The sequence below is a fragment of the Amycolatopsis plumensis genome (assembly GCF_042652605.1).
Lineage (GTDB): Bacteria > Actinomycetota > Actinomycetes > Mycobacteriales > Pseudonocardiaceae > Amycolatopsis > Amycolatopsis plumensis.
Genome location: NZ_JBHSJY010000001.1, coordinates 2,842,804 through 2,863,383 on the forward strand (window position 1 = coordinate 2,842,804; position 20,580 = coordinate 2,863,383).

Here is a 20,580-nt window from a genome sequence, read left to right on the forward strand (position 1 = left end):
TCATGACGCCAGATAGTCTCAGGCACTCTTTCGCGCTACGCCACCTCGAAGGGATAACGATGACCGGCACCACAGACGACGACACCTCCTACGAGGTCGTTGAGCTCTGCGCGGGCGCCGGCGGGCAAGCACTTGGCCTTGAACTCGCCGGATTCAAGCACCGGCTCGCGGTCGAGCTGGACGCGAACGCGTTCGAGACCCTTCGCAAGAACATCCCCGGTGAGATCGAGATCAACGAACAACCTCGCCCGATCGTTCGGCAAGGTGACGTAGCCGATCCAGCTATCTTCAAGCCCGAGGAGCACCGGGAAGTGGCGCTCCTGGCAGGCGGCGTGCCATGCCCTCCCTTCACCATTGCAGGGAAGCAGCTAGGCGCCAATGATGAGCGTGATTTGTTCGCGTGGGCGGTGGAGCAAGTCGACAAGGTGCGGCCACGCGCTTTGATGCTAGAAAACGTCCGTGGGCTCAGCCTTCCCCGGTTCTCGGGATACCGACAATACGTCCTCGATCGCCTAGCCGAATTCAAGTATGTCGCTGAATGGCGCTTGCTGAACGCCTGCGACTTCGGTGTTCCTCAGCTGCGCCCACGGTTTGTCCTGGTCGCCATGCAAGAAGATGACGCCAAGTACTTCAAGTGGCCAGAGCCACACTCAGAGCAAATCACTGTCAGCGACGCCATCTCTGATCTTATGGGTGTTAATGAATGGGAAGGGCTCGAAGACTGGCAGAAACTCGCCAGCAAGATCGGTCCGACAATCGTCGGAGGCTCGAAGAAGCACGGAGGTGCTGATCTGGGTCCCACACGAGCCAAGCGCGCATGGGCTGAACTGGGGGTGGATGCGATGGGCGTCGCGAACGCCGCCCCAAGCAAGTACGACAAGTTTGATACAGCACCCGGACCAAAGCTGACAAATGAGATGGTAGCCCGAATCCAGGGCTGGCGCCCCGAGTACAAATGGGAGTTCACAGGGAAGAAGACCTCTCGTTACCGCCAGATCGGTAATGCCTTCCCGCCTCCAGTCGCCGAAGCCGTGGGTACGGCGATCCTCAGAGCACTCAAGCACCAAGGCGAAGTAGTGCAACGAGAGAACCCAAGCCACGACCCGGTGTACAAGGTCCTTCGCGAGCAAGGGGGCCTTGTTCCCGCTAGACTGATCGTAGACCTTGCTCAGCTGAAAAATGGTATACCCGAACTCGAAGAGCGGATTGCCCAGCTCGGACGCGACTTCCATATCGTCACTACGCCAACTGGTGATGAAACCTTGGCCTACCAGCTTGGTGAATTCAAGGCTTTCATTGGTCAAGAAGACCATGAGCGCCATGAGAAATTCCACCAGAACAGGACGAAGATCAGCTGATCCTATGCTGCCGGATGTGCGCGAGCAACGCCTTCAAGTCGGCATTGTCCATACCCGCGACCGCAGATGGCTCCTCATAGGGATCGCCGAGCTGCTGGACCGAGGAATCGTCTAGCAGCTTGCCCATGAATTCGAGCTTCTCGTTCAGCCGCTTTGCAACAACCTCGTCGACTGTTCCGCGCGAGGCCAAGACCGTGACCCGCGTCTGTGTATTAGGAGCAAGACCCAGCCGGTGGATCCGATCGAGGCTCTGCAGGAACCGGCCGGCCTGGAAGTCGCGGTCGACGTAGACGGCGTCATGGCACACCTGGTGCAAGCTGATGCCTTCACCCAAGGTAGCAGGGTTGGAGATAAGAACGGCGCAGGCTGGATCATTGCGGAAGGCTTCGATCTGCTCGTCGCGGTCCGCGGTCCCGCCATGCACGACCGCGGGCCGGAAGTCCTCGAGAAGCACCCCGAGCGTAGTGAGGCTACGTACAAAGCTCGCCCAGACCAAAGTTTTTCTCCCCCGCGCGGCATTCTCCTGCACAATGGCTAATACCTCTTGATACTTGGGGGGAAGCTCGTAGGCAGAGAGAGAAGCAAGCAAGCTGTGGAGCGGATCATGAGGCGGGATTTCCAACGGCGGGACTCGAAGCGACAGTGGCTCATACCGCGTTGCCCCTTCAGCGAGAAGCGCTGGGCTGGTAGCTGCCATGATCAACCGTAGGACCGTTCGGCCTATCGCATCGAAGTCTGACCTGCTCCGCGCTGCGCGATCCGTGAATCGTCCCATGATGGCGTCGTAGATTTCGCGGTGGAGGGGTGGAAGGTCTACCGTACGTGTCACCAGCGACACGGGGGGAAGTCCCAGCTCCTGCTTTGTGGTTCGCGTATACAACGGTTTCAGGGCACGACTAGCGTAAACTAGGTTTCCACCGTCAATAGCCTCATTCACCACCCGCTTCCCGCGGCCAGGCCAGACGAAAGCGAACAAGCTTTCTAGATCTTTCGGTCCGTTCGGCGCCGGAGTACCGGTGAGGATCATCCTTACCTTGCTTAGCGGCCCAAGCGCCATACAGGCAGCACCATAGACGCCTGCCGCGCCAAGCTTCATCCGATGAGCCTCATCGAGGACCATCATCGTCGGTAGCGCTTCAAGCCAGTCGGTTATGGTGCCCAGCGACCGGTCGAGCCGTTCGTAATTCACGAGGAGCACGTCAGCCGAAAGCGACGCTTTCCCGTCGAATATCTGTATTTCAAGCGTGCCAGCGAGGCATTTCTCCCCTTCCTCCCTCCACGCTTCGTACGCTGACTTCGGGCAGACCACCAGAAGACGCACAACCTCGCCGCGCCGCCGCAAGATTGAGAACGCAGCGAGGGTGACACGCGTTTTTCCGGCACCAGGGACGCTAAAATTCGCGCCGTGGCCGAGCGACACGAGCTTAGCAACGTCCCGGCGCTGGAATGGAGTGAGATCCCCAGACCACTCGGTTTCCAGCGCATCCGCTACATCGCTATCGTGGACAACTAGCTCGTCATCTTCACCAGCGAGAAGACGCTCTGATCGCTCGGCATCTGCGAGCATAGCTGTGACCAGCGCCCGGAATGATTCTTCCCAAACTACGGACTCTGGGGCTGGCCAAGCCGCCAACGATTCAAGGTTGCCGACAAACTCATCAACGGGGATTGCGGCTGCTAGACGCTCCGTCATCTGCCCGCTGGGGAACCGGGCAAGAAGCCTGGCAAGGTCCTCCCGGAACTCGCTTGCGGCAACCAGCTTGGCCTGCGTCCGGGTCAGGTCGAACCCGATGAACAGGCTCGGCTGCACCCCGCTCAACTCACGACTCCAGCTCAAGGACCTGGCGCAGCCAAGTAACACCTTCGCTCTGCTCTTCTACAGTCCGGACAGACTCAACAGCCAGCTTTCGCAGGCTTCGGCGGAAGCTCAGCAGTGCGTCGTTGAAGGCCTCTTCGTCCAGCGCACGCGATGCCCGCGACATCACTAGCTCAGTGACACACTGATCAATCTCCGCTTTCGCCGAATTAAGGCGATCAGGCACAGCCTGCTTTTTCTTGCGCAACTGAGTAGTACGACCAGCTAACTTGATCGCACTGTCGACCGCCTCCTTTACCGCGGCAATATCGTCAGCAGATGGATCAATTTCGCCGCCAGGCGCGATCTTTCCCTCAGTACGCGCCCTTAGCACAGTGTCGGTCAGCTCCCTGGCCTGTTCGACCTTGTCTGACGCTCCCTTGACGGCGAGGCCCAGCCCCGGAATTGCCACCTTCGCAGCCGCCGTCTTTGGCTCGAGCACCGCTGGCAGCTTGTCTTGGAGGTAGCGGGACTGGAAATCAGACTCAATGAACCTGACATCGGTCTTTGAAAACCCCAGCATGATCGCCGCGAGCCGCGCCTCTTTGGTCAGCTCGGCTCGTTCGGTACTGCTGGCAAGATCCTTCTGGTAACGCCGGTGAAGTTCTTTGAGCTTCTCTTGGTGATCTTCGAAGGCAATGAGTGGAATCTGACGGCCGACGACTTCACTGCGTTCCACCATGGACTTGATGCACGAAAAAACCCATTGGTCCTGCTTGCACGCTGCCACTGTCGTACGGAAGGTTGACGCAATCACCGGCAAGGGAACACCCTGGCTCACGAGTTCGTCGATCGCCAGCAACCGGTTGATGTACGAGTAGTCGCGGCGATGCTCCCGGCGGAGCTGAAGTGAGAGCTCCACGTCCTGGATGTCGGACCAGTCACACGACGCCGGCAGCACAGCTACCCTAATCGGTTGCTGGGGGCCACCGACCTTCAAGAGAGCGGCGCGCCGCGTGTTGCCGTTCACCAGGATGCCGTCGCGGGTGATCAGACCTGGATCGGTCTGACCATACTGCTTTAGGCTTCCGAGGAGCTCTTCGAACGCAGGATCAGTTTTGCTGGGGTCAACGGGCAGTGCTTGCAGCAGATACCCCAGGTACTCCTGGCTCTCAGTGCTCCACGGATCACTCTCGACGAGCTGGTCGAGCTTGGGATCGTGGCTGCGCTGCGCACGCACCCGGTGCGTGGCCGGGTTGTAGTAGAGATCACCGACGGTCATCTGGATGACATCCAGATGTACCTGGTTGCCGCGCCATTCGACGCTCTGGGTCTCACGAGCGCCGCTACGAGCGCTGACCTCCTGGAGGCGGCGTTCTACGACGGCGCGGTTCTCGTCAGCCCGAGGCGGTCGGCCGTAGTCCTTTATCACTGTTTCTCCTGTACCAACCACGCACCGCAAGGAACACCAACATAGCGGGACCGCCCGAGCGGCTCAGGCCAAGCCCAGGACTTCGCGCAAGCTGGCGCGCGCGTCCGCCGGCAGAGCGCGGTAGTCCGCCCAAACCCTCTCAACGTCGCTGAAGGTACGCTCATCTGCTTCCGTCCAACTCACCAGGAGGGCACGATCAGCCGGGCTGAGCGCGCCGGCACGGTTGACCACCTCGCCCAGGTCCGCCCTCAGCCCTCGCCCGCCGACACGACAACGATTACACTCCGTGATCAGCTGCACCTCGTGCCGCCCATCAGGGAGCAGCACTTCACGGCGAGCGATGTCGAGCTGAGCGCTCTCGTAAGTGCCGGCGTAGAACTGCCCCGGCGTGATACCACATGACCGGCACATGTTGTTGTCGCCCGAGATGACTTCACGCCTTCGGACAGCGCCAATCGCTGATGCTGTCGGCGGCCTCGAAGTCATACCCTTCTCCCAGACGGGCTGCCCACGCTTCACGAAACGGTGCTGAGCAGCCGTCAGCGAGGAGTCCTCCCTGTTGGTGTCGATCCGCCAGTCGAAATCCCGGAGATCACGCATTCTGCGATCGATCTGCGACACTCCGGGAAATGCGCCCCGCATCTGCTCCTTGGTAAACTCGTTACCCTCTCCGATCTCCGAAATCAGCCATAAGGCGACCCTCTTCATAGTCGCAAGCTTCGGGTCTTCCCACGATGGCAGCACGGCGTGTCCTCACTTCCCTCTTGCTCCTGCTTGAACTCGGGTGACGCGCAGCGTCCTTGCTCCGGAACCGAGGCATCCCAACGAGCTGCGTGTTCCATCTTTGTAGCACGACGCGTTGCCCCAAGGTCACCCATCGGTGTTTACAAGAAGATTTGTAAACACCGAGCCAGACTTTGCGAATGCAACAGACCACGCCCGCAAGGAGAAGGGGACCGCAGGTACTGGGCGGCGTCAGTCTCCACATCTCATAACACGACCGTTGCGCGACCTGGGCGCCTGCGTGAATGTCCAGAATTTGTCCAGAAGGCAGCGCCGGAGCACAGACTGTCTACTGTTGACAATCTACAATCTTCGTTGCGTATTGCCCGTTGCGCATACTCGCTTCGCGCGCGTACACCCCTTCTTGCGCAACCCGGGTGTTGCGCGCGACATGCGCACCTCGACCCGCTACCATCAACCAATCGGGCTCTTGCTGTCCCACACGCAGTACGGACAGACACGCCGGTGAACATCCACGGCAAGCCAGAAGCGCCTGCTGGAAGGAGGAGACACGCCACGAACCCCGACCAACACCTGACTTGAGCTGGTCAGGATTTGAACTGGTTCAAGTTTGACCGCATTGATGAGCAGGACAAGTAATCGCCAACTGCTTAGTTCAACGTGCCCTGATCAACATTCAGGTTCGTATTCAGCGTGACAAACGAAGCCAGAGAGGACCAGTGGATGAGACTGGGACACATAGGGGGCAGCTTTCCCTCGGATTCCACACCCGAGCAACGTCAGTTAGCGATGACACTCAGGTGCTTGTGCAGGTGCATGGAGGCGCCGACCCAGGCCGACAGAGCCGCACAGATCCTGGTCTCAGGCCCGGCGCTGTCTCACTACGTGAATGCCCGCAGAATTCCCAGTGTCGACACCTTGCGAGTGATGTACTCACTCGCAGAACGCGGAAACTGCGCATCACTGCCTTGCACGTGGGATGAACTGCTTGACATGCGCACCGCAGCCCGGTTCGGCGGCAGGTTCGTTGGCACCATCAATAGCCAGCCGGGAGCGAGGAGCTCTTGCGTGGCCTCCATGTCCGAACCCATGTCCGAACCCATGTCCGAACCAATAGCCGAGAACTTCGAAGACCGGCGGCCTTGCGGTCCTTACGCGGCTTCGGGATCCTTCCTCCAAGCCGGACTCCCAGCTGATGCAGCCCACATCACTGACATTTGCACCGGCGCAACCAAGATTCGCCCCTCCGTCCGCACCGGCGCAACAGAAAATTGGGCATGCCGCCGCGAAGCTACGGTGACCAGCCAGCCATCCGCCGTCAGAACGTCTGCCGCGGCAAGTCGAAAAGTCGTCGTATTGCTCCCCTGCCTGTTGACGCCGACGCCTCTGGCGCACCCGCCACAGCAGCAAGCCCGCCACAGCTGACTATGGGTGGCTGCTCCTCCTGCAGGCTCCCCCGCCGCTCGCCGAGCGAGTGTTCGTGACTGAGCGTAAAGAGTGATCGAGTGCAAACTGTGAGCAAGCGCACGGTGATGGCTCACTCGTCAAGTGCCCGGACTAACAGGACCCGGGCTGGCCCCTCCATTGCAGCAGCACACCGTTCACCCAGCTCGTCTAAATCAAGACGAGCTCGGGGAAAGCCAGCCGGCCATGCCTCGCAAGCGATTACCGGCGGGCCTTCCCCTTCGCGGACCCCTAACAAGTAAGGAGGCCCTCGTGGCCAAGTGTAAGCGCCGGAAGCACAGTTCGCGGCCGCGCCAGGAGATGATCACGCCTTCCGGGTGGCCGGCGTCGAGGGGGGCGCAGAACCCGCGGGAGCCCAGCTGGCTCTCGATGATCGCGCGAGGGGCGCTGATGGAGTTCGGCAAGGCGGCCGTCGGCCGGTTGCTCGAGTGGCTCCTCCGCGAGGACTGGCAGTAGCAGCCCGACCGTAGGGCTTGCCGGCGATCGGCAAGCCCTACGGGCCAGTTGGCTTCGGGATGTCGAAGTAGCTGCTGAACCGCACCGCCGGCGCGTACTCGCCCTTCACCTTCACCCGGCCCGTCACGAACATCGCCGCTACCGCCGCATTGCCCGTGGCCATCCGGATGAAGTCGTCCACCGACAGCGTGATCGTCGTGTCCGGGGTCCGCGACAGGTCGGCCGACGACACGCACACGCCGTCCTCGATCACCGTCTGGAAACGGTCGTAGCCGTCCTCTCCTGAGCCCTCCGAGAAACGCCAGGAAACCACGAAATCCACGTGACGTGCCCGGGCCGGTGAGAAATGCTCCGACATTCGGCGGAAAATCTCGTCCAGGAACACCGATCGCAGTTCCGGATGCGAAGCGATCGCCTTCAGCTGCTCCCGGGAGGCCCGGCGGACCACGTCCACCAGGACGTCCGTCGACAGCGAACTCAGCTCGATGCCCGCCCCCGCGGAACCCAGCATGTGCAAGGTTTCCAGCACCTGGGTGAACTGGGCGGGGGTCAGGCGGTCGATGACCAGCTTCTCCGCGAACGCGTTCACCACGTGGCCGCCGCGGATGCGGTGGGGGCGTGGGATACGCCATTTCGCGTTTCGGGGCACGGGCGGACTATACGGGGTGTGGTAAGTCGAAGAAACCGATCAAGCCCGCCGCGAAGGCCAGGTCGCCTTTTACCTTGATTCTTCCCGTGACGAACAACACCGCCGGCGTTGCCTGGTGGGTGATGAGCCGGAAGAAATCGGCGGGGGCGATGGTGATCGTTACTCGCGGAGAAGAGTGCATCTCGCGGCTGACCGTGCACGAGCCGTGCGAAATCGCTGTCTCGTAGCGGTCGTAGCCGCCTTCTCCGGCGCCGCCGGACAGGCGCCAGTGGACCACCGCGTGCAGGTCGCGGGCCCGGTCGGGCCTGATGTGGGCGCCCATGCGGGCGAAGATCTCGTCCAGGACGCGCTCGCGCAGGGCGCGGTCCGCGACGACGCTCTCCAGCTGGGCGCGCGACGCCGAGGCCACCAGGGACGCGAAGCGGGCCGGCTCGACTTTGCTCAGGTCGAACGCCGGAGCTCGGGACGCCAGCGCGAGCAGGGCCTTCAAGAACCGGCTGAAGTCGTCCTTGCGGAGCTCGCCGGGGTCCACGGCTTCGGCGAGCTCGTTGACGTCGAGGGCGTGGGCCTCCGGGCCCAGCGGGTCGAGCCGCTCCAGTGCGTCGAGCAGCGCCGCCCCGCGGAGGTCCGCGATCCGATCCGCGCTGGTCATCCCGGCGTTTTCGGCCATGGTCACCCCTCTCCCGGTTACTCATGCGTAAGGCTACCCGTCAGTAGGTAGGCGGGCAAGCGTGCCGAAATCACCCGCGCGGGGCAACGCCCGGTACCGTCTCCGGGCAGCAACGAGGAGGTCCAGCGTGTCAGAGGAAGATCAGCGTCCGCCCGAACGGGCCAGGCGGCTGCCGCGTGCGGTGCGCGAGCGGCAGATCCTGGACGCGGCCGTCCAGGTCTTCTCGCGGCACGGCTACCACGCCGCGTCGATGGACGAGATCTCCGACGTCGCCGGGGTCTCGAAGCCGATGATCTACACCTACCTCGGCTCGAAGGAAGACCTCTTCGGCGCGTGCATCCGCCGCGAGGCGACGCGCCTGCTCGAGGCCATCCAGGCCGGCGTGCAGCCCGACCTGCCGCCGGACATGCAGCTCTGGCACGGCCTGCGGTCCTTCTACCGCTTCGTCGCCGAGTACCGCGAGTCCTGGACGGTCCTGCACCGCCAGGCCCTCACCGTCGGCGGGGCCTTCGCCGCGGAGATCACCGACATGCGGGCGCGCGCGATCCAGCTCGTCGCCGCGCTCGTCGTCTCGGCCGGCACCCGCAAGGGCGTCGGCGAGCAGGCCGAGTTCTCCGGCGAAGGGCTGGCCGCGTCGCTGGTCGGCGGGGCCGAGTCGCTGGCCGACTGGGCCCTCGACCACCCCGACATCTCCGACGGCGTCCTCGCCTCCTGGCTGATGAACCTCGTCTGGCTGGGCTTCAACGACCTCATCGAAGGCGCGGTCTGGAAGCCGTCAGAGTGAGCTGATCGTCCCCTCCAGGTGCGGCTTCGCCTTGCTCCACAGCTCGAACGCCCAGCCGTCGCCGACGGACCACGACGTGAACGCCGCCTTGGCCGGCAGCAGCACCGGCTGCTTGAAGCGGACGTCCACGGTGAACGCCTCCGGCAGCCGGCCTTCGAACGCGGCCAGCGCATGGGCCTTCGTCCACATGCCGTGGGCGATCGCGCGGGGGAAGCCGAACAGGCGGGCCGTCAGCGCGTGCAGGTGGATCGGGTTGCGGTCGCCCGAGACCTCCGCGTAGCGCCGCCCGATGTCGCCCGGGACGCGCCAGATCGCGTCCGGAGTCGGCGGGGCCAGCTGCTCGCGTCGCGCGGAAGATCCGGAACCAGAACCCCGACGCAGGTACGTGCTGACGTCGGTCCACACGAGGTGATCACCGACCCAGGCCTCGCTGATGACGTCGAACTGACGGCCCTTCTCGTGCGGACGCAGGTTCTCCGCCCGCACGCGCACGGTCAGCGGCTCGCTCACCCGCAGCGCGCGGTGCTGGGTGATCCGGTTGCTCACGTGCACCATGCCGAGCAGCGGGAAGGGGAACCCCGGCTCGGTCATCAGCGCCATCTGCAGCGGGAACGCCAGCATGTGCGGGTACGTCGCCGGCAGCTCGTCGCTCAGCCGGAAGCCGCACACCGTGTTGTACGCGGCCAGGTGCGCCGGGTCGACGACGACGCCGGTGCGCACCAGTTCCGTGTCGGGCAGCGAAGAGCCGGACGGCTTGCGCAGCACGCCGCCGACCAGGGCCTTCGGGTACAGCGTGGCCAGGCTCGGCGTGCTGTCGAGTTCGCGGATCGCCACGTCACGCCCCCAGCAGGGCCTGGCCGCAGACGCGGACCACGTTGCCGTTCACCGCGGCCGACGCCGGGTTCGCGTACCAGGCGATCGTCTCGGCGACGTCGACCGGCAGCCCGCCCTGGCCGAGGCTGGACAGGCGACGGCCGGCCTCGCGGATGAACAACGGCACCGCGGCCGTCATCTTGGTCTCGATGAACCCGGGCGCAACGGCATTGATCGTGCCGCCGTACGCCGCCAGCTGCGGCGCGCCGACGTTCACCATGCCGATCACACCCGCCTTCGACGTCGCGTAGTTCGTCTGGCCGACGTTGCCGGCGATGCCCGCAATCGACGAGACGCCGATGATCCGCCCGTTCTCGTTCAAGACGTGGTCCGCAAGCAGCTTGTCGTTCACCGCGAGCTGCGAGGCCAGGTTCACCGCGATCACCGAGTCCCACGCGCTCTCGCTCATGTTCCCCAGGGTCTTGTCGCGGGTGATCCCGGCGTTGTGCACGACGATGTCGACGCCGCCGTGCCGCTCCTTCAGGTACTCCGCGAGCTTCGCAGGCGCGCTCGGCGAAGTGATGTCGAGCTGCAGCGACGATCCGCCGACCTGGTTGGCCACCTTCGAGAGATCGCCGCCCTGGGCGGGGATGTCGAGCGCGACGACGTGCGCGCCGTCGCGGGCCAGCACCTCGGCGATCGCCGCGCCGATGCCGCGGGACGCGCCGGTGACCAGCGCGACCTTGCCCTCGAGGGGCTTCTCCCAGTTCGCGGGCGACGACGCCGTCTTGCCCTCGGTGCCGATCCGGATCACCTGCGCGTCGACGAACGCCGACTTCGCCGAGAGCAGGAAGCGCAGCGTCGACTCCGTGGCCTCTTCGGCGCCGTCAGCGACGTACACGAGCTGGGCGGTCGCGCCGCGCTTCAGCTCCTTGCCCACCGAACGGATGAAGCCTTCGAGCGCGCGCTGGGCGATCCGCTCGCGGCCTTCGACCTGCTCCGGCGGCGTGCCCAGCACGACGACCCGGCCGGACGGGCCGACGCTGCGGATCACCGGATGGAAGAAGTCGTAGACCTCGCGCAGGCGCGCGGGGTCGGTGACGCCGGTGGCGTCGAAGACCAGCGCCGCGTGCCGGTCGGCCGGGGTGGCGATCACCTCGATACCCGCGTCGGCCAGCTGGTCGCGCAGGGTCTTCTCCAGCCGTCCGCCGGGCGCGGCGCCGAGAAGTGCGGGACCCTCGAGGGCGGGCTGCCCGGGCCGGTACCGGCGCAGCGTCGCGGGATTCGGCAGGCCGAGCTTCGGCACCACGAACTTCCCCAGCGGGGTTTTCGTGAACTGCTGGTACCTGTCAGCCATCGGTTGCCTCCCGTGCCGTCTGCGTCACGCCGCAGTCTAACCTACTCCTGAGTAGGTTACAGTGTGCAGGAGCCGACCAGAGAGGTGAAGTTCATGCCGCCGAAGAAGACACCCGCCGTGCGCAAGGTCGCGATCATCGGGGGCAACCGGATCCCCTTCGCGCGGTCGAACGGGCCGTACGCGAAGGCGTCGAACCAGGACATGTTCACCGCCGCCCTCGACGGCCTGGTCAGCCGCTTCTCACTGCAGGGCGAGGTGATCGGCGAGGTCGCGGCCGGCGCCGTGCTCAAGCACTCGAAGGACTTCAACCTGGCCCGCGAGAGCGTGCTGGGCAGCAAGCTCTCGCCCGCGACGCCGGCGTCCGACGTCCAGATGGCGTGCGGCACCGGCCTGCAGGCGATCGTCAACGTCGCCAACAAGATCGCGCTCGGCCAGATCGACTCGGCCATCGCCGGCGGCGTCGACACCACCAGCGACGCGCCGCTCGCCGTCAACGAGGACCTGCGTCAGATCCTCATCCAGCTCAACGCCGCGAAGACGCTCGGCGACCGCCTCAAGCTCGTCGCGAAGATCCGCCCCGGGCACATCGTCCCGGCGATCCCGCGCAACGAGGAGCCGCGCACCGGGCTGTCGATGGGCGAGCACGCCGCGCTGACCGCGAAGGTCTGGGAGATCACCCGCGAGGCGCAGGACGAACTGGCCGCGAGCAGCCACCAGAAGCTCGCCGCCGCCTACGAGCGCGGGTTCTTCGACGACCTCGTGACGCCGTTCCTCAAGCTGGCGCGCGACCAGAACCTGCGGCCGGACTCGACGGCGGAGAAGCTCGCCAAGCTCAAGCCGGCCTTCGGCGGCCCGGACGGCACGATGACGGCGGGCAACTCGACACCGCTGACCGACGGCGCGTCGACGGTCCTGCTCGCCACCGACGAGTGGGCCAAGGCGCACAAGCTGCCGGTGCTGGCGTACCTGACGTTCTCGCAGACCGCGGCCGTCGACTACGTGCACGGGGACGAGGGCCTGCTGATGGCGCCGGCCTACGCCGTACCGCGGATGCTCGCGCGGGCCGGGCTGTCGCTGCAGGACTTCGACTTCTACGAGATCCACGAGGCGTTCGCGTCGCAGGTGCTGGCCACGCTCAAGGCGTGGGAGGACCCGGTGTTCGCCAAGGAGAAGCTGGAGCTGGACGAGCCGCTGGGCGCGATCGACCGGGCGAAGCTGAACGTCAACGGCTCGTCGCTGGCGGCCGGGCACCCGTTCGCGGCGACCGGCGGCCGGATCGTCGCGACGCTGGCCAAGCTGCTGCACGAAAAGGGGTCCGGCCGCGGCCTGATCTCGATCTGCGCGGCCGGCGGCCAGGGCGTCACCGCGATCCTGGAGAAGTAGCTTTCATAGGGAAAGTGCCGCCCGCGGGGTTCCGGGGCGGCACTTTCCCTATGAAAGTGGCCCTTAGTTGGGGAGGGCTTTCTGGGCGCGCTTCGCGAGCTTGTTCGCCCGCTTCTCGGCCTTGCGGCTCAGCTTGCCGGCCGCGACGCCGACGTCCTTCGCGGCGTGCTTCGCGCGCCAGGCCGCCGACGGCTTCCCGTGCGTGTCCGCGACCGCGAGCAGCAGGCCGCCGGCCAGGCTCGCGTTCTTGAAGAACTGGATCTGCTGCTGTTGCTTCTCGCCCGGGTCCTTGATGGCCCAGAAGCTGTGCGTCGCGAGCGTCGTCGGCACCAGGCTGCCGAGCAGCAGCCCGGCCGCGAGCCGCGGCGCCTTGCCGGCCGCCAGGGCGAGACCGGCGCCGACCTTCACCGCGGCGTCGATCCGGACGAGCGTCACCGGGTCCCGCGGGATCTGCTCCGGGAGTTTGTCGCCGAACTTGTCGATCGCGCTGTTGAGGAACGGTTCCGCCGCTTTGGCGTGGCCCTCGGCCTGCCTCAGCGCATTGATTCCGCCCGTCACGAAGATCGTGGCGAGCAGGGGACGTGCCACTCGACGGAGTATCACGGTCGTTTGCCTTCCTCGTACGGGCCACTGCCTGGTCGAACCTACTCCGTGGGTGCCCGCTCGGCCCGCGCTCGAATCCTCATCGGGCTTTCTCGCGCTTTATAGCTGTAACGCTAGAGAGCGTTATAAGGCTTTAGCGGTTGACCTTGACGCAGCGTCAACTTCTATCGTCGACGTCATGGAGTGGTCGATCCAGGACATCGCCCGCTCGGCGGGGACCACGAGCCGGACGCTGCGCCACTACGGCGCGGTCGGCCTGCTCGAGCCCAGCCGGATCGGCGGCAACGGCTACCGCTACTACGACGAGCAGGCGCTCGTCCGGCTGCAGCGGATCCTGCTGCTGCGCGAGCTCGGGCTCGGGCTGCCGGCCATCGCCGAGGTGCTCGACGGGCAGCGCGACAGCGCCGCGGCGCTCGAAACCCACCTGGAGCTGCTCGAAGAGGAGCAGCAGCGGATCGGACGGCAGATCGAGTCGGTCCGCACGACCCTCCGGAAACTGAAGGGAGGTGAACGACTGATGGCAGAAGAAGTCTTCGACGGCTTCGACCACACGCGCTACGAGGAGGAAGTCACGCGCCGCCGGGGCGCTGACGCGTATCGGCGCGGCGACCAGTGGTGGAGCTCGCTCTCCGCGGCGGAGAAGGAGGCCCACCAGCAGGAGCAGCGGGACATCGCGGCGGCGTTCGGCGCGGCCCGGACGTCCGGACTCGCTCCGGACTCCGACGAGGTCCAGGCGATCACGCGGCGGCTGCACGAGTGGCTGCGGCCGGCGGTCTCGTCGGTGTCCGCGGGGTACTTCGCGGGCCTGGGCCAGCTGTACGTCGACGACCCGCGCTACGGGTTCGAAGGCGACGGAGCGGAATTCGTCCGGGACGCGATGAAGATCTACGCGGAACGGAACCTGAACGCCTAGTGGTGCGTCGTAAGGGCGCACTGGGGGTAGGGACGAGCAGGGCTGCAGACCTGTTCGTCTCTATGTACGGCCATCCGGTCGAACCTCGGCGACACGCGCTAGCCGTCTATGGCGGAATATCGGGCTCACCCTAGAAACGCCGATAGCTTGGCAGAGTGGACCCCATCCGCAACCCCTTCGCGCCGGGCGCCGGGCAGCGGCCCCCCGAGCTGGCCGGGCGTGAGCGTGAGCTCAAAGCCTTCGAAGTGGTGCTGGAGCGGGTGGCCAGGGGGAGACCCGAACGCAGTCTCGTGCTCACCGGCCTGCGCGGAGTCGGGAAGACCGTCCTGCTCGGGGAGCTGCGGGCGATGGCCGTGCGGCACAAGTGGGGGGCGGGGAAGATCGAAGCCCGGCCGGACGCCGAGCTGCGGCGGCCACTGTCGGCCGCGCTGCACCGGGCGATCCGGGACCTCGCCGTGCGGCACCGGGCGCCGGACCGGGTCGAAGAGGTGCTCGGGGTGCTCAAGGCATTCGCGCTGCGGGCCAACAAGCCGGACGCCAAGCTGCGTGACCGGTGGCAGCCGGGCATCGACGTGCCCGCCGCGCAGGGGCGCGCGGACTCCGGGGACATCGAGATCGACCTCGTCGAGCTGTTCACCGACGTCGCCGAGCTGGCCGCGGACGTCGGCACCGGCGTCGCGCTGCTCATCGACGAAATCCAGGACCTGCAGCCGGACGACGTCTCGGCGTTGTGCGCGGCCTGCCACGAGCTGTCCCAGTCCGGTGCGCCGCTCGTCGTCGTCGGGGCCGGGCTGCCGCACGTGCCCGCGGTGCTCTCGGCGTCGAAGTCCTACTCCGAGCGGCTCTTCCGGTACGCGCGCATCGACCGGCTCAGCCGCGAGGACGCCGACTTCGCCGTGATGGCGCCGATCGAGCGGGAGGACGCCGGCATCGAGCCGGAAGCCCTGGACGCGCTCTTCGACGCGTCCGGCGGCTACCCGTACTTCATCCAGGCCTACGGCAAGGCGGCCTGGGACGCGGCGCCGTCCGACCCGATCACGGTCAAGGACGTCCAGGTCGCGGCGCCGGAGGCGGAGTCGGAGCTGGCGGTCGGCTTCTTCGGGTCGCGCTACGAACGCGCGACGCCGGCCGAGCGGGAGTACCTGCAGGCGATGGCGTCGCTGACGCAGGGCCGGGACGAGCCCGCGGGCACCGCCGACGTCGCCGTGTTCCTCGGGCGGAAGCCGTCGTCGTTGTCGCCGGCGCGCGACAGCCTGATGAAGAAGGGCCTCGTGTACTCCGCCGAGCGGGGACAGATCGCCTTCACCGTGCCGCACTTCGGCCACTACCTGCTCGGCCGCGACTGACCTGGTCTTTTCCGGCTGTCTCGCGGTCTATGAACGTCGCTAAGTCTTTATAGTCTCTTCGCTAGATCACCTTAGATAGTGGTAGCGGGTTGCTTCGCCGTGATCGCCGCCACCCCGAATCTCTCCGGCCAATACCCAAGTTTGCCGATGATTCATCGGCCAGTGCGCCAGATCACCGGATATTCATTGGCGTCCCTGTGAAAAAAGGCGCATACTAGACCCACAAGCCACCAAGACCCTCGAAGGGGATGCAGAAACCGATGAACAACATCGCCGCCAAGCTCCGTGCCCGTCGCGCCGAGGCTCGCACTCGCCGGGCGCTGAACCGGGCGATCGACACCGCCGCCACCGCGACGGTCCGTCAGGAACTCATCGCGATCGCGCAGGCCCGCTCCGGCTACATGCGCTGATCTCTTCACCCCGTGGCGGTCGCCCGTTCGAGTGACCTAGGCCACATCGTGCTCATGGTGTAACGCCGCCCGGAGGGGCGTCGATACCCAGTACGACCCCGTGATGCTGGCGGACCCCCGACCTGGCAGCATCGCGGGGTTTCCCATTTCCCCGGTATTTCCCTTGCCACGGGAGCCTTCTGCAGTAATCTTTGACTTCGTCAACAAACTTGTTGAGGTGGTCAATGAACGACGCTCAGCTGGCCGATCGGGTCGCCGCGGTCCGCGCCTTCAACCGGCTCTACACCGGGGTCATCGGCGTGCTCGACGAAGGTCCGGCGGACGCCGAGTACTCGCTGCCCGAGGCCCGGGTCCTCTTCGAACTCGCCCACCAGGACCCGCTTCCGGTGACTGACCTGCGGAAGCGCCTCGACCTCGACGCCGGTTACGCCAGCAGGCTGCTCGCGCGCCTTGAGTCCCGCGGGCTGATCGTGCGCGAACGGTCCGACGAGGACGCCCGCCGCCAGCTCGTGCGCCCGACCGCGGCGGGCCGGGACGCGTTCGCGGTGCTGAACCGCCGTTCCACCGACCAGATCGGCGGGCTCTTGCGCCGCTTCGCCGATGAAGACCAGCAGCGCCTGCTGGCCGCGATGCGCACGATCGGCGACCTGGTCGGCGACCGCCGTCGCAACCCGGCCCTCGTCCTCCGCCCGCCACGACCGGGTGACCTCGGTTGGGTGGTGGAACGACACGGCGCGTTGTACGCCCGCGAGTACGGCTTCGGCGCTCTCTTCGAGGCCCTCGTCGCCCGGCTCGCCGCGGAGTTCCTCGAGAACCGCGACAACCCGCGGCAGGCGTTCTGGATCGCCGAGCTCGACGGCGAGCGGGTGGGCAGCATCGGCTGCGGCCGCGGGCCGGACGCGGACACCGCGAAGCTCCGGCTGCTGCTGCTCGAGCCGTCGGCCCGCGGCCACGGCGTCGGCAAGCGGCTGGTGACCGAGTGCGTGACGTTCGCCCGGGCGCACGGCTACCGCGCGATGGAGCTGTCGACGGTGTCCGTTCTTGATGCCGCGAGGTCGATCTACCGGGCGGCCGGGTTCGAGCTCGTCGGCGAGAAGGACTTCGACGACTGGGGGCGGAAGCTCACCGACGAGACCTGGCGCCTGGAGTTCTAGCGGGGCGTCCGGCCGAGCAGGAAGAACTCCGGGTTCGGGCGGAGCGCGGTGAGGTGAGCGAGCCGGTTCGACATCGCGAACAACGCCGTAATCGCGCCGATGTCCCAGATCTCGTCGTCGGTGAGGCCGGCGTTGCGCGCGGCTTCGAGGTCGCCTTCGCCGAACAACGCCGAGTCTTGGGCGAGCGCGAGGGCCAGGTCGACGATCGCGCGGCCGCGCTCGTCCAGCTCGACCTGCCACGGGTTGCTCGACACGCGGTCAGCCAGCTCGGGGTCCTTGGCGCGGATGCGCAGGATGGCGCCGTGCGCGACGACGCAGTACGTGCAGTGGTTGGCGCCGGACGTGGCGACGACGACCAGCTCGCGTTCGGCCTTGCTGAGTCCGCCGGCGCGGTCCATCAGGGCGTCGTGGTAGTCGAGGAACGCGCGCAGCTCGGCGGGGCGGTGGCCGAGCGCGCGGAAGATGTTCGGCACGAACCCGGACTTCTCCGCGATCACGCCGATCCGCTCGCGGAGGTCTTCGGGCAGGTCTTCGAGTTCGGTCACGGGGAACCGGCTCACCGCTTCGCTCATACCCCGCACGCTAGTCGTGGTTGGGTGGGTGCGTGACCGACTACGTCGACGGGTACTGCGAACGCGTCGGGCCCGGGCTCTGGGGTGAGCCGCTCAACAGTCTCAGCAACCTGGCCTTTCTCGTCGCCGCCGTGCTGGTTTGGCGGCTGGCCGACGGCGGTCGCGTCGGGCGGTTGCTGGCCGGGCTGATCGGGCTGATCTTCGTTGCCAGTACCACTTTTCACCTGGTCGCGACGCGCTGGGCCGCGGTCGCGGACTCGGTGAGCATTCTCGTGTTCGTGCTCGTATACGCCGGGCTGTTCCCGCGTCTCTTCCTCGGGTGGCGGCTGTGGTGGCTCGGGCCGCCCGCGTTTCTCGCGCTGACCGTCGGCACCGCGTTGCTGGGCGGCGGGCTGTACCTGTCCGCGCTCATCGGGCTCGGGATCTTCGCCGCGATCCTCGCCTTCCGGCGCGACCCGCACTGGACGCACTTCGCCGTGGCGGGCGCGATCTTCGCCCTCTCTCTGAGCTTGCGCGCGCTCGACCGGGACGTGTGCGACTACGTCCCGGCCGGCACGCACTTCCTCTGGCACCTGCTCAACGGGCTGGTGCTCTGCCTCGTTTCCCGAGCGGCCATCCGTCGTTAGTGGACGCCGATCGGGCGGAGGTTCTTGTCGTGCTCGTCGGTGTGGTAGTCCTCGGGCTCGGTGTCGTCGGTTCCGTTGAAGACCTTCAGCTGCCGGGCCACCACCGTGACGATCGCCGCCACCACCAGGTTCGCGATCAGGGCCACGAAGCCGACGTAGATCTGGACCAGTGAACCCGAGAACGGGTGCCAGCCGAAGATCGACATGTTGCCCAGGGCCAGCGCCGAGCCGCCGAAGTGCTGCTTGCCGTTGGCCGGGTTGGGGATGCCGTACAGCATGATCAGGCCCCAGCCGATGCCGACGACCCAGCCCGCGATCAGGCCCCAGCGGTGGAACCAGCGCGTGTACAACGCGAGCGCCACGGCCGGCAGTGTCTGCAGGATCAGCACGCCGCCGATGAGCTGGAGGTCGATCGAGAACTGCGGGTCGATCAGGATGATCACGGCGACCGCACCGAGCTTCACGACCAGCGAAGCGAGCTTCGCCTGCTTCGCCTCTTCCTGCGGGGTCGCGTTCTTGCGGATGTACTCCTTGTAGATGTTCCTGGTCCACAGGTTGGCCGCGGCGATCGACATGATCGCGGCCGGCACCAGGGCGCCGATGCCGATCGCGGCGAACGCGATGCCGGCGAACCAGGACGAGAACTGGTTGTCGAACAGGACCGGGACGATCGTGTTGCCGTCCGCCTTGCCGGTGGCCGCGTTCGTCAGCGGCTTGACCCCGGCGGTGATCGCCACGTAGCCGAGCAGCGCCAGCAGGCCGAGCACCAGCGAGTACGCCGGCAGCGCGACCATGTTCCGCTTGATCACGCTGCGGCCGCGCGAAGCCAGCACGCTGGTCAGCGAGTGCGGGTACAGGAACAGCGCGAGCGCCGAGCCCAGTGCCAGCGTCGCGTACTGCAGCTGGTTGTTGGCCGTGAGCAGGATCGACCCGGCCGGCTTGCCGGTGGTCGGGTTCGGCGTGCCGAGCTTCTTCGCCGCCGCGTCGAAGATGTGCGACCAGCCACCGAGCTTCGAGGGCAGGTAGATGATCGCCACCAGGATCACGATGTAGATCAGGATGTCCTTGACGAACGCGATCAGCGCGGGCGCCCGCAGGCCGGACTGGTAGGTGTAGAAGGCCAGGATGACGAAGGCGACCAGCAGCGGCAGGTGCCCGACGATGCCGCCGCCGTTGATGCCCATCGTCCGCAGCACGGCTTCGAGGCCGACCAGCTGCAGCGCGATGTACGGCATGGTCGCGACGATGCCGGTGATCGCCACCAGCAGCGCGAGGATCGGCGAGCCGAAGCGGCCGCGCACGAAGTCGGCCGGAGTGACGTAGCCGCGGACCCGCGAAACCGACCACATCCGCAGCGCCGGGAGCAGGACGATCGGGTAGACGACGATCGTGTACGGCAGCGCGTAGAGGCCGAGCGCACCGGCGCTGAACACCAGCGCGGGCACCGCGACGAACGTGTATGCCGTGTAGAGGTCGCCGCCGAGCAGGAACCAGGTGATCCACGAGCCGAACTTGCGGCCGCCGAGGCCCCATTCGTCCAGGTGGTCCAGGGTACTGCCGCGCTGCCAGCGTGACGCCATGAAGCCGAGCACGGTGACCAGGGCGAACAGGAGCGTGAAGATGATCAGCTCGGGCCACTGCAGGTTGCTCATCGAGCGTCCCCCTCGTCCAGGTCCTCGACGCTCAGCTTGTCCGGCGCGTCAGCGGTCGGCTTGTCCCGCGTCATCAGGTAGACGATCCAGGTGCTCAGCACCCCGACGCCGACCATGAGGAACTGGAACCAGTAGAAGAACGGCATCCCGAACAACCGCGGACCGTCCATGTTGAACAGTGGCGTGACCAGGACCAGCAGCGGGACGATCAGGAGCAGGTTCCACGGGCTGAACTGGAACCCGCGCACCTTTCCGTCGTGCTTCGCAGTCGACATCGGACCTCACCTAACACTCCCGTAACCGACCGCCTGACCTTAAGACCTCAGTGACAGCGAGTCACGCTTGTCCGATATCGATTTGATCGCCACGGTCCGCGATGCCGACCAAGGTCGGTTGCCC

General features: G+C 66.1%; 20 protein-coding genes. 9 read left to right on the forward strand and 11 right to left on the reverse strand.

From position 1 onward, the window contains the following. Positions 1-59: 59 nt before the first annotated feature. Positions 60-1,358: a DNA cytosine methyltransferase gene (locus ACFPLC_RS13600; RefSeq protein WP_378191656.1), complete on the forward strand. Its 1,299-nt coding sequence runs from the start codon at positions 60-62 to the stop codon at positions 1,356-1,358. Here ACFPLC_RS13600 and ACFPLC_RS13605 read toward each other — a convergent pair. The 3 genes from ACFPLC_RS13605 to ACFPLC_RS13615 form a co-directional block, all read right to left on the reverse strand. Further along, the gene (locus ACFPLC_RS13605; protein WP_378191937.1) at positions 1,351-3,168 is read right to left on the reverse strand and encodes a DEAD/DEAH box helicase; all 1,818 of its coding nucleotides are present in this window, start codon (positions 3,166-3,168) and stop codon (positions 1,351-1,353) included. The genes ACFPLC_RS13600 and ACFPLC_RS13605 overlap by 8 nt on opposite strands. A gap of 10 nt (positions 3,169-3,178) precedes the next feature. Then, a complete protein-coding gene (locus ACFPLC_RS13610; RefSeq protein ID WP_378191658.1) occupies positions 3,179-4,585 on the reverse strand; it encodes a transcriptional regulator in 1,407 nt (468 codons plus the stop codon). 63 nt (positions 4,586-4,648) lie between these two features. Next, positions 4,649-5,293 carry a hypothetical protein gene (locus ACFPLC_RS13615; RefSeq protein WP_378191660.1) on the reverse strand — a complete coding sequence of 215 codons (645 nt, stop codon included), beginning with the start codon at positions 5,291-5,293 and terminating at the stop codon, positions 4,649-4,651. Between the two features lie 1,752 nt (positions 5,294-7,045). Between ACFPLC_RS13615 and ACFPLC_RS13620 the strand changes: the two genes are divergently transcribed. Then, the gene (locus ACFPLC_RS13620; protein WP_378191662.1) at positions 7,046-7,249 is read left to right on the forward strand and encodes a hypothetical protein; all 204 of its coding nucleotides are present in this window, start codon (positions 7,046-7,048) and stop codon (positions 7,247-7,249) included. Between the two features lie 37 nt (positions 7,250-7,286). On the opposite strand, the gene ACFPLC_RS13625 is transcribed toward ACFPLC_RS13620, so the two are convergent. Both ACFPLC_RS13625 and ACFPLC_RS13630 read right to left on the reverse strand, forming a co-directional pair. After that, entirely contained in the window at positions 7,287-7,838 is a 552-nt protein-coding gene (locus ACFPLC_RS13625; RefSeq protein ID WP_378191939.1) for an SCP2 sterol-binding domain-containing protein, read from the reverse strand. A 67-nt stretch (positions 7,839-7,905) separates the two neighbouring features. Beyond that, positions 7,906-8,568 carry an SCP2 sterol-binding domain-containing protein gene (locus ACFPLC_RS13630; protein WP_378191664.1) on the reverse strand — a complete coding sequence of 221 codons (663 nt, stop codon included), beginning with the start codon at positions 8,566-8,568 and terminating at the stop codon, positions 7,906-7,908. 127 nt (positions 8,569-8,695) lie between these two features. Between ACFPLC_RS13630 and ACFPLC_RS13635 the strand changes: the two genes are divergently transcribed. Continuing rightward, the gene (locus ACFPLC_RS13635; protein WP_043787198.1) at positions 8,696-9,352 is read left to right on the forward strand and encodes a TetR/AcrR family transcriptional regulator; all 657 of its coding nucleotides are present in this window, start codon (positions 8,696-8,698) and stop codon (positions 9,350-9,352) included. Here ACFPLC_RS13635 and ACFPLC_RS13640 read toward each other — a convergent pair. Beyond that, positions 9,344-10,186 carry a MaoC family dehydratase gene (locus ACFPLC_RS13640; RefSeq protein ID WP_378191666.1) on the reverse strand — a complete coding sequence of 281 codons (843 nt, stop codon included), beginning with the start codon at positions 10,184-10,186 and terminating at the stop codon, positions 9,344-9,346. The two genes, ACFPLC_RS13635 and ACFPLC_RS13640, sit on opposite strands and share 9 nt — an antisense overlap. A gap of 1 nt (position 10,187) precedes the next feature. Beyond that, positions 10,188-11,522, reverse strand: coding sequence for a 3-oxoacyl-ACP reductase (locus ACFPLC_RS13645; RefSeq protein ID WP_378191668.1), 1,335 nt, complete (start codon positions 11,520-11,522; stop codon positions 10,188-10,190). A gap of 93 nt (positions 11,523-11,615) precedes the next feature. On the opposite strand from ACFPLC_RS13645, the gene ACFPLC_RS13650 reads away from it, so the two are divergent. After that, positions 11,616-12,905, forward strand: a complete 1,290-nt coding sequence (locus ACFPLC_RS13650) for an acetyl-CoA C-acetyltransferase (protein ID WP_191313546.1) — start codon at positions 11,616-11,618, stop codon at positions 12,903-12,905. A 63-nt stretch (positions 12,906-12,968) separates the two neighbouring features. Here ACFPLC_RS13650 and ACFPLC_RS13655 read toward each other — a convergent pair whose 3' ends face one another. After that, positions 12,969-13,508, reverse strand: coding sequence for a DoxX family membrane protein (locus ACFPLC_RS13655; RefSeq protein WP_378191670.1), 540 nt, complete (start codon positions 13,506-13,508; stop codon positions 12,969-12,971). Between the two features lie 178 nt (positions 13,509-13,686). Between ACFPLC_RS13655 and ACFPLC_RS13660 the strand changes: the two genes are divergently transcribed. The 4 genes from ACFPLC_RS13660 to ACFPLC_RS13675 all read left to right on the forward strand — a co-directional run bounded on the left by ACFPLC_RS13660 (position 13,687) and on the right by ACFPLC_RS13675 (position 17,331). Then, positions 13,687-14,421 (forward strand): MerR family transcriptional regulator, encoded by a 735-nt coding sequence (locus ACFPLC_RS13660; RefSeq protein ID WP_378191672.1) that lies wholly within the window; start codon positions 13,687-13,689, stop codon positions 14,419-14,421. Positions 14,422-14,576: 155 nt separating this feature from the next. Continuing rightward, entirely contained in the window at positions 14,577-15,767 is a 1,191-nt protein-coding gene (locus tag ACFPLC_RS13665) for an ATP-binding protein (protein WP_003058004.1), read from the forward strand. Positions 15,768-16,015: 248 nt separating this feature from the next. Continuing rightward, positions 16,016-16,177, forward strand: coding sequence for a hypothetical protein (locus ACFPLC_RS13670; protein ID WP_003058002.1), 162 nt, complete (start codon positions 16,016-16,018; stop codon positions 16,175-16,177). 224 nt (positions 16,178-16,401) lie between these two features. Beyond that, complete coding sequence (locus tag ACFPLC_RS13675) at positions 16,402-17,331, forward strand: bifunctional helix-turn-helix transcriptional regulator/GNAT family N-acetyltransferase (protein ID WP_378191675.1); 930 nt, start codon at positions 16,402-16,404, stop codon at positions 17,329-17,331. Here the strand turns inward: ACFPLC_RS13675 and ACFPLC_RS13680 are convergent. After that, positions 17,328-17,903, reverse strand: a complete 576-nt coding sequence (locus ACFPLC_RS13680) for a peroxidase-related enzyme (protein WP_378191677.1) — start codon at positions 17,901-17,903, stop codon at positions 17,328-17,330. The genes ACFPLC_RS13675 and ACFPLC_RS13680 overlap by 4 nt on opposite strands. 32 nt (positions 17,904-17,935) lie before the next feature. Here ACFPLC_RS13680 and ACFPLC_RS13685 point away from each other — a divergent pair, with 32 nt between their 5' ends. Continuing rightward, a complete protein-coding gene (locus tag ACFPLC_RS13685; RefSeq protein WP_378191679.1) occupies positions 17,936-18,529 on the forward strand; it encodes a hypothetical protein in 594 nt (197 codons plus the stop codon). Here ACFPLC_RS13685 and mctP read toward each other — a convergent pair. Then, positions 18,526-20,181 (reverse strand): monocarboxylate uptake permease MctP, encoded by a 1,656-nt coding sequence (mctP, locus tag ACFPLC_RS13690; RefSeq protein ID WP_378191681.1) that lies wholly within the window; start codon positions 20,179-20,181, stop codon positions 18,526-18,528. The two genes, ACFPLC_RS13685 and mctP, sit on opposite strands and share 4 nt — an antisense overlap. Beyond that, positions 20,178-20,456, reverse strand: a complete 279-nt coding sequence (locus tag ACFPLC_RS13695; protein ID WP_191313540.1) for a DUF3311 domain-containing protein — start codon at positions 20,454-20,456, stop codon at positions 20,178-20,180. Before ACFPLC_RS13695 ends, mctP begins: the two co-directional genes overlap by 4 nt. Positions 20,457-20,580 lie beyond the last annotated feature (124 nt).

Coding starts and splice junctions, on each gene's coding strand:
- ACFPLC_RS13645 (WP_378191668.1), bottom strand. CDS start 11,522: ATGGCTGACAGGTACCAGCAGTTCACGAAAACCCCGCTGGGGAAGTTC.
- ACFPLC_RS13695 (WP_191313540.1), bottom strand. CDS start 20,456: ATGTCGACTGCGAAGCACGACGGAAAGGTGCGCGGGTTCCAGTTCAGC.
- ACFPLC_RS13660 (WP_378191672.1), top strand. CDS start 13,687: ATGGAGTGGTCGATCCAGGACATCGCCCGCTCGGCGGGGACCACGAGC.
- ACFPLC_RS13615 (WP_378191660.1), bottom strand. CDS start 5,293: ATGAAGAGGGTCGCCTTATGGCTGATTTCGGAGATCGGAGAGGGTAAC.
- ACFPLC_RS13670 (WP_003058002.1), top strand. CDS start 16,016: ATGCAGAAACCGATGAACAACATCGCCGCCAAGCTCCGTGCCCGTCGC.
- ACFPLC_RS13675 (WP_378191675.1), top strand. CDS start 16,402: ATGAACGACGCTCAGCTGGCCGATCGGGTCGCCGCGGTCCGCGCCTTC.
- ACFPLC_RS13680 (WP_378191677.1), bottom strand. CDS start 17,903: ATGAGCGAAGCGGTGAGCCGGTTCCCCGTGACCGAACTCGAAGACCTG.
- ACFPLC_RS13600 (WP_378191656.1), top strand. CDS start 60: ATGACCGGCACCACAGACGACGACACCTCCTACGAGGTCGTTGAGCTC.
- ACFPLC_RS13630 (WP_378191664.1), bottom strand. CDS start 8,568: ATGGCCGAAAACGCCGGGATGACCAGCGCGGATCGGATCGCGGACCTC.
- ACFPLC_RS13650 (WP_191313546.1), top strand. CDS start 11,616: ATGCCGCCGAAGAAGACACCCGCCGTGCGCAAGGTCGCGATCATCGGG.
- mctP (WP_378191681.1), bottom strand. CDS start 20,181: ATGAGCAACCTGCAGTGGCCCGAGCTGATCATCTTCACGCTCCTGTTC.